Annotated in this window: 6 protein-coding genes; 5 read left to right on the forward strand and 1 reads right to left on the reverse strand. The window is 70.6% G+C overall.

From position 1 onward, the window contains the following. Positions 1-137: 137 nt before the first annotated feature. The 3 genes from FNH04_RS38180 (at position 138) to ilvD (ending at position 3,570) form a co-directional block, all read left to right on the forward strand. On the forward strand, positions 138-962 hold the full coding sequence (locus FNH04_RS38180) for a sugar phosphate isomerase/epimerase family protein (RefSeq protein WP_322725058.1): 825 nt from the start codon (positions 138-140) through the stop codon (positions 960-962). Continuing rightward, positions 959-1,573, forward strand: a complete 615-nt coding sequence (locus FNH04_RS38185; RefSeq protein WP_322725061.1) for a TetR/AcrR family transcriptional regulator — start codon at positions 959-961, stop codon at positions 1,571-1,573. The genes FNH04_RS38180 and FNH04_RS38185 overlap by 4 nt, the downstream gene beginning before the upstream one ends. A 143-nt stretch (positions 1,574-1,716) precedes the next feature. Next, complete coding sequence (gene ilvD, locus FNH04_RS38190; protein WP_152790441.1) at positions 1,717-3,570, forward strand: dihydroxy-acid dehydratase; 1,854 nt, start codon at positions 1,717-1,719, stop codon at positions 3,568-3,570. Between the two features lie 66 nt (positions 3,571-3,636). Here the strand turns inward: ilvD and FNH04_RS38195 are convergent, their stop codons facing one another. Continuing rightward, positions 3,637-5,850, reverse strand: a complete 2,214-nt coding sequence (locus FNH04_RS38195) for a protein kinase domain-containing protein (protein WP_152790443.1) — start codon at positions 5,848-5,850, stop codon at positions 3,637-3,639. A 151-nt stretch (positions 5,851-6,001) separates the two neighbouring features. Between FNH04_RS38195 and FNH04_RS38200 the strand changes: the two genes are divergently transcribed. Together FNH04_RS38200 and FNH04_RS38205 are read left to right on the forward strand one after the other, a co-directional pair. Continuing rightward, positions 6,002-6,340: a peptidase gene (locus tag FNH04_RS38200; RefSeq protein ID WP_152790445.1), complete on the forward strand. Its 339-nt coding sequence runs from the start codon at positions 6,002-6,004 to the stop codon at positions 6,338-6,340. An 80-nt stretch (positions 6,341-6,420) separates the two neighbouring features. Continuing rightward, entirely contained in the window at positions 6,421-6,918 is a 498-nt protein-coding gene (locus FNH04_RS38205; protein ID WP_322725063.1) for an EamA/RhaT family transporter, read from the forward strand. Positions 6,919-7,000: the final 82 nt, after the last annotated feature.

The following is a 7,000-nucleotide window of genomic DNA, read 5'->3' on the forward strand; positions in this document are numbered from 1 at the left end:
CAGCTCCGCCCCCTCCGTGACCTTGCACACGCCACCCCCGGTAACCGCCCTCAAGGAGGCCGATTCAGGCGGGTGATGGCGCGGTCGTACGGTGACCGGCTCCACGGTGTGAAGCGCGGCCCCGTAATCTGTCCCTCGTGGCAGATCCAGTGGTGCGCATCCCGGATGCGAAGGTCGCGCTGTCCACGGCCTCCGTGTATCCGGAGTCGACGGCGACGGCTTTCGAGACCGCCTCGCGCCTCGGGTACGACGGAGTCGAGGTCATGGTGTGGACCGACCCCGTCAGCCAGGACATCGAGGCGCTGCGCAGACTCTCCGACTACCACCAGATCCCGATCCTCGCCGTCCACGCCCCCTGCCTGCTCATCACGCAGCGCGTGTGGTCCACCGACCCCTGGGTCAAGCTCCAGCGCGCCCAGGCCGCCGCCGAGAAGCTCGGCGCCGGCACGGTCGTCGTCCACCCGCCCTTCCGCTGGCAGCGCCAGTACGCGCGCGACTTCGTCACCGGGATCTGGCGGATGGCGAACGAGACGGACGTACGGTTCGCCGTCGAGAACATGTACCCCTGGCGTTACCGCGACCGCGAGATGCTCGCCTACGCCCCCGACTGGGACGTGACGAAGGACGACTACCGTCACTTCACGATCGATCTCAGTCATTCCGCGACCGCCCGTACCGACGCCCTGCAGATGATCGACCGCATGGGTGACCGCCTCGGGCACGTCCACCTCGCCGACGGCAGCGGCTCCAACAAGGACGAGCACCTGGTCCCCGGCCGCGGCACCCAGCCCTGCGCCGAGGTGCTGGAGCGCCTCGCGCGCACCGGTTTCGACGGCCATGTCGTCATCGAGGTCAACACCCGCCGGGCGATGTCCAGCGCCGAACGTGAGGCCGACCTGGCGGAGGCCCTCGCCTTCACCCGGCTGCACCTCGCCTCCGCCCTGAAGGTGCCCCGGCCGTGACGGCGGCCACCCCCCGCCGCAGGGGACGGCCCTCCCGTACGGACTCGGCCGACGCCCCGGCCGCTCGCGACCGCATCCTCGACGCGGCCCGCGAGGAGTTCTCCGAGCGGGGCTACGACAAGACGTCCGTGCGCGGTATCGCCAAGGCCGCCGGGGTCGACTCGGCGCTCGTCCACCACTACTTCGGCACCAAGGAACAGGTCTTCGAAGCGGCCGTCGAGGTCGCGTTCTCGCCCGTCCTGGTTGTGCGGGAGGAGGTCGTGGAGGGCCCCCTCGACGGTGTCGGCGAGCGCATGACCCGCGCCATCTTCGGCCTCTGGGAGAACCCGGCCACCCGCGTACCGCTGCTCGCCATCGTCCGCTCGGCGGTGAACAACGAGGCCGCGGCCGCGGTCTTCCGCCGGCTGGTCTCCTCACAGCTGCTGTACCGCATCGCCCGCAAGCTCGACCTCCCCGATCCCGAGCTGCGCGCCGAACTCGCCGCCGCGCAGCTCGTGGGGACCGCCATGCTGCGCTACGTCATCAAGGTCGAACCGCTGGCCTCGGCGGATCCGGAACAGATCATCGCGCGGCTGGCACCTGTGGTGCAGGCACATCTGACCCAGCCCTGAGCGCCTGACTACGCCGGTACGAGGCCCCCGACCGCCGAGACACACATCCCGCATCCCGGACTCCGGGTCCACCCCTTGGCGCACGGGCGTAGGCTCGACCACAGTCAGAAGTCTCTGATCGCAGTCTCAAAGGAGCGAGCGCGATGCCCGAGCTGAGGTCCCGCACAGTCACCCATGGCCGCAACATGGCGGGCGCCCGTGCCCTTATGCGGGCCTCCGGTGTACCGGGCGCGGACATCGGGCGGAAGCCGATCATCGCGGTGGCCAACTCGTTCACGGAGTTCGTGCCGGGCCACACCCACCTCCAGCCGGTCGGCCGGATCGTCAGCGAGGCGATCGTCGAGGCGGGCGGCATCCCGCGCGAGTTCAACACGATCGCGGTCGACGACGGCATCGCGATGGGCCACGGCGGCATGCTGTACTCGCTGCCCTCCCGCGACCTGATCGCGGACAGCGTGGAGTACATGGTGGAGGCCCACTGCGCCGACGCCCTGATCTGCATCTCCAACTGCGACAAGATCACCCCGGGCATGTTGAACGCTGCCCTCCGCCTGAACATCCCGACCGTCTTCGTCTCCGGCGGCCCCATGGAGTCCGGCCGCGCCACGCTCGTCGACGGCACGGTCCGTACGCTCGACCTGGTCGACGCGATCTCCGACGCCGTGAACGACAAGGTCTCGGACGAGGACATCCTCCGTATCGAGGAGAACGCCTGTCCGACCTGCGGCAGCTGTTCCGGCATGTTCACCGCCAACTCCATGAACTGCCTGACCGAGGCGATCGGCCTCTCCCTCCCCGGCAACGGCTCGGTCCTCGCCACCCACACGGCCCGCAAGGCGCTGTACGAGGACGCGGCCCGCACGGTCATGGACATCACCCGCCGCTACTACGAGCAGGACGACGAGACGGTCCTGCCCCGCTCGATCGCCACCTTCGCGGCCTTCGAGAACGCCATGGCCCTCGACATCGCCATGGGCGGCTCCACCAACACGATCCTGCACCTGCTGGCCGCGGCCCAGGAGGCGGAGATCCCCTTCGGTCTCAACGAAATCGACGCCGTCTCACGCCGGGTGCCCTGCCTCGCCAAGGTCGCCCCGAACGTCGCCAAGACGCGCACGTACTACATGGAGGACGTGCACCGCGCCGGCGGCATCCCCGCCCTGCTCGGCGAACTGCACCGCGCGGGTCTGCTCAACGAGGACGTGCACTCGGTCCACAGCCCGTCCCTGGCGGACTGGCTGAAGACCTGGGACGTCCGGGGAGGCTCCCCGTCCGCCGAGGCCGTGGAGCTGTGGCACGCGGCACCGGGGTGTGTGCGGTCCGCCGAGGCCTTCTCCCAGTCCGAGCGCTGGGAGGCCCTGGACGAGGACGCCGCGGACGGCTGCATCCGCTCGGCCGAGCACGCGTACTCCAAGGACGGTGGCCTGGCGGTTCTCAAGGGCAACCTGGCCGTCGACGGCTGTGTGGTGAAGACGGCCGGCGTGGACGAGTCGATCTGGACGTTCGAGGGTCCCGCGGTGGTCTGCGAGTCGCAGGAGGAGGCCGTTCAGAAGATCCTCGCCCAGCAGGTCAAGGAGGGTGACGTCGTCGTCATCCGCTACGAGGGCCCCAAGGGCGGCCCCGGTATGCAGGAGATGCTCTACCCGACCTCGTATCTGAAGGGCCGCGGCCTCGGCAAGGCGTGCGCCCTGATCACGGACGGCCGCTTCTCCGGTGGCACCTCCGGCCTGTCCATCGGCCATGCCTCCCCGGAGGCGGCGTCCGGCGGCACGATCGCACTCGTCGAGGACGGCGACCGCATCCGCATCGACATCCCGAACCGCTCGATCGAGCTCCTCGTGGACGACGCCGAACTCTCCCGCCGCGAGCAGGCCCTGAACGGCGCGTACACCCCGAAGAACCGCGACCGCAAGGTCTCCGCCGCCCTGCGCGCCTACGCCGCGATGGCCACGAGCGCCGACAAGGGCGCGGTGCGGGACGTGACGAAGCTGGGCTGACGTCCCTCGCGAGCCTGTGCGTGGAGAGGGGCCGCTTCCACGGAAGCGGCCCCTTCCCACGTCGTCCTACCAGTCCGCGGGATCGTGCCCGTCCACGGCGAACAGCGACCCGTCCGGAGCCCCCGAATACACGTTCCCGCCGGTGGGGACCGGGGTGGGCAGCCCGGAGATCAGGACGCCCCGCGTCCCACCGAGCCGTGGGTTCGTCTGGCCCAGCAGCGTGCCCTCGGCGGTGTCGACGGCGAGGAGCCGTCCGTCGGCGGCCGTGAAGTACAGCCGCTGCCCGGCCACGACGGGAGCCGAGGCGAAGCTGACGGAGGTCTCCAGCCGCCAGAGCTGACGGGAAGTTTGGGTGTCGACGGCCGCGACCGCGCCGCCGGTGGCCAGCAGGTAGACCGTGTCCTTCGATACGACGGCCTGGCTGCCGTCCAGCGGGAGGGGCAGCTCGATACGGCGGACCGTGCGGCGCTCGGCGTCGTACCGTACGACCGCGTCCGTCGACGAGTCGAGGGCGGTCGAGGTGAACCACAGCGTCCCGTCACGGGCGCCCACCAGCGTCAGCGCCCCGTCCAGTCGCCGCTGCCAGCGCGTGGCACCCGTCTTCGGGTCCACCGCGGTCACCTGCGTCCCGTCTCCGGCACCGCTGACCGCGTACGCGAGCCCGTCACCGTACGAACGGAAGGTCGGCACCGACTGCCCCGGAATCGTGCGCCGCCACCTCTCCTCACCGGTGGCCGCGTCCAGCGCGGTGACCTGCGAGTCCTCGCCGGTGAGCAGAACGACACCGCCGACGTGGGTGATCCGGTCGGGGGAGCGCGCGATGTCGCGGCTCCAGCGGGTCTTCCCGGTCACGGGATCGAGCGCGCTCAGCCGCCCGCCGCCCCGGCCGATGACGTGGAGGAGCCCGCCGGACAGCACGGGTGCCCTCACCGTGCCGTCTTTCCGCTGCCCCGAGTCGCCACGGGACCAGAGGACCTCGCCGTCTGCCGGGTCGATGGCCGCGGCCAGGACACCGGACCGGGCGCAGTACAGGGTCTGGGGCGTCGAGGAGCACTGGGGCACGCCCGTGGCCTTGACGCCGCCCGCGCTCAGACTGATGTCCCAAGGCCGGAAGCCGTTGTTCGACGACTGCGACGGATCGGACGGCCCGGCGGCGGGGGACGGCGAGTCGGCGGCCGTGTCCAGGAGGACGAGGCCGCCGGCGCCGACCGCGAGTACGGCGACGGCGAGGGCGGCCAGCCGCAGCCGACGCGCGCGGCTCTTCCTGCGGGCCGGGGACTCCTCCTCGGTGCCCTCGGCCGACACGCTCCCGGGGGCACCTTTCGGCCGCCGGGACGAGTGTGTGACCTCGCGGTTCCGGTCGCGGTCGGGTCTGTGGCCGCTTCTCGCGGAGGGCGCGAACTCCGGTTCGGAGCCCCGCTGTTCCGGTATGAACGCCTGAGTGTCGTACGAGGCCGACACCGACCGGAGAGCCGTCATCACCTCGTCCGGCGTGGGCCGGTCCTCGGGCTCCTTGGCGAGACAGCGCGCCACGAGACCGGAGAGCTCCTCCGGCACACCCGTCAAGTCCGGCTCGTCATGGACGACTTGATATGCCACCAGATACGGGCTGTCCGAGTCGAAGGGCCCGCTTCCCGTCGCCGCGTGGACGATGACGGACCCGAGCGCGAACACGTCGGCGGCCGGCCCCACCTCCCGTGGCCTGCGGAACTGCTCCGGAGCCATGAAGGGCGGCGTGCCGATCAACTTGCCGGTCTCGGTGCGCAGTTCACTGTCGGAGGGGCGGGATATCCCGAAATCGATGACTTTGGGACCGTCCTCGGCCAGCAGCACATTGCTGGGCTTGAGATCCCGGTGCACCACACCGGCCCGGTGGATGTCCCGCAACGCCTCCGCCAGCCCCGCCATCAGCTGCCGCAGCCTGGCCGGAGGCATCGCGCCATTCCGCTTCACATGCTCGGAGAGTGTCGGACCGGGGATGAAGAGGGTGGCCATCCACGGGTTGCCGGCCTCGGGATCGGCGTCGACGACAGGCGCGGTGAAGGCGCCGCTGACCCGCCGGGCGGCCGCGACCTCCTGCCTGAACCGCCCCCGGAACTCGGGGTCCTGGGCGAACTCGGCATGCACGACCTTCACCGCGAGCCGCAACCCGGAAGCGGACCGCGCCAGATGTACGACGCCCATGCCGCCGGAGCCGAGTTCGGCCTCCAGCAGGTACTGCCCGGCATACCGCGGACGTTCCGCTTCCGGATTCGTACCGGCGCTGCGCTGTGGCGGCATCACTCACCCCCGCGATTTCGGCCGCATGTACGACGCGCAGAGCCTAGTCGATGCCTCGTCCGAAACCCCGGCGGCTTGCTAGCCTCGACACATCACACCTAATTGGCGTGAACTATGCAACGGGGTACAACGGGGAACGGGGGAGGCCGACATGGCCACGGAAGAAATCGACATTGCAGGCACAGGTGACGCGACCGCCGCAGAGGCGGCCCAGCCTGCTTCCACTCTGAGCGCGGCGGCGCTCGTCACCTACCCGGTCGCACCGGGCGTCCGCCTCAACGTCCGCAGCGGCCCGGGCACGCAGTACAGCCTGGTCCGCGTCCTGCCCGAGGGTGCGAGCGTGCCCATCTACTGCCAGCGCCCGGGCCAGACGATCACCGGTCCCTACGGCACGACGAACATCTGGGACTGCATCGCCAACGCCCAGTACGTCTCGGACGCGTACGTCTACACGGGCGCCGACGGATACGTGGCACCCCGCTGCAGCTGAGGCTCCGGCCGCGCCGCGCCCGCGTAACGACCGCGGGCGCGGCCGTAGCCATCGCGGGGGCCGTGGCGATAATTGCCCACGTGAGCGACGAGCAGAACGGCACCCAGACCGACGGCACTCCGGGCCCGCGCCCCGAGCCCATACGCTTCTTCGGGACGACCTGGCTGAATCACGACGGCGGCTACCGGACCCGCCGCCTGGCCGTGTCCGCCGGCTCGCTCGCGGCGACCGCGGCCGCCTGCCTGGTGCTCCAGATCGCCTACCAGGGCCTGGGAATCGCGGCCGTGGGCGGCTTCGTCACACTCCTGGTCGTGGTCATGTTCGCAACATGCAGCGCACTGGCCTTCGGTCATACCTGGGGCACGTTCACCAAACGCCCCGACCCCGACCGCCAGGCCTCCCTGCGCGGCCTCATGACCATCGGCTTCGTAGGCTCGCTCGTCGCCTACTTCTTCCGCTCGCTCACCGAGGCCCCTGGCGAGAAACTCCACCGCGAGGAGTACGAAAAAGCCCGCGAACAGTACGAACGCCGCACAGCCCGCCGCACGGGCAACCCGTCCCGCCGACGCCGCGGCTAGGGCCCGGCACGCAGCAGCAGGTTCGGGGTCGAAGGATCATCCTTCCACCCAGGACACCCCACAGCGGGGGTCTGGGGGCGGC

The organism is Streptomyces phyllanthi (assembly GCF_009377205.1).
Classification (GTDB): domain Bacteria; phylum Actinomycetota; class Actinomycetes; order Streptomycetales; family Streptomycetaceae; genus Streptomyces; species Streptomyces phyllanthi.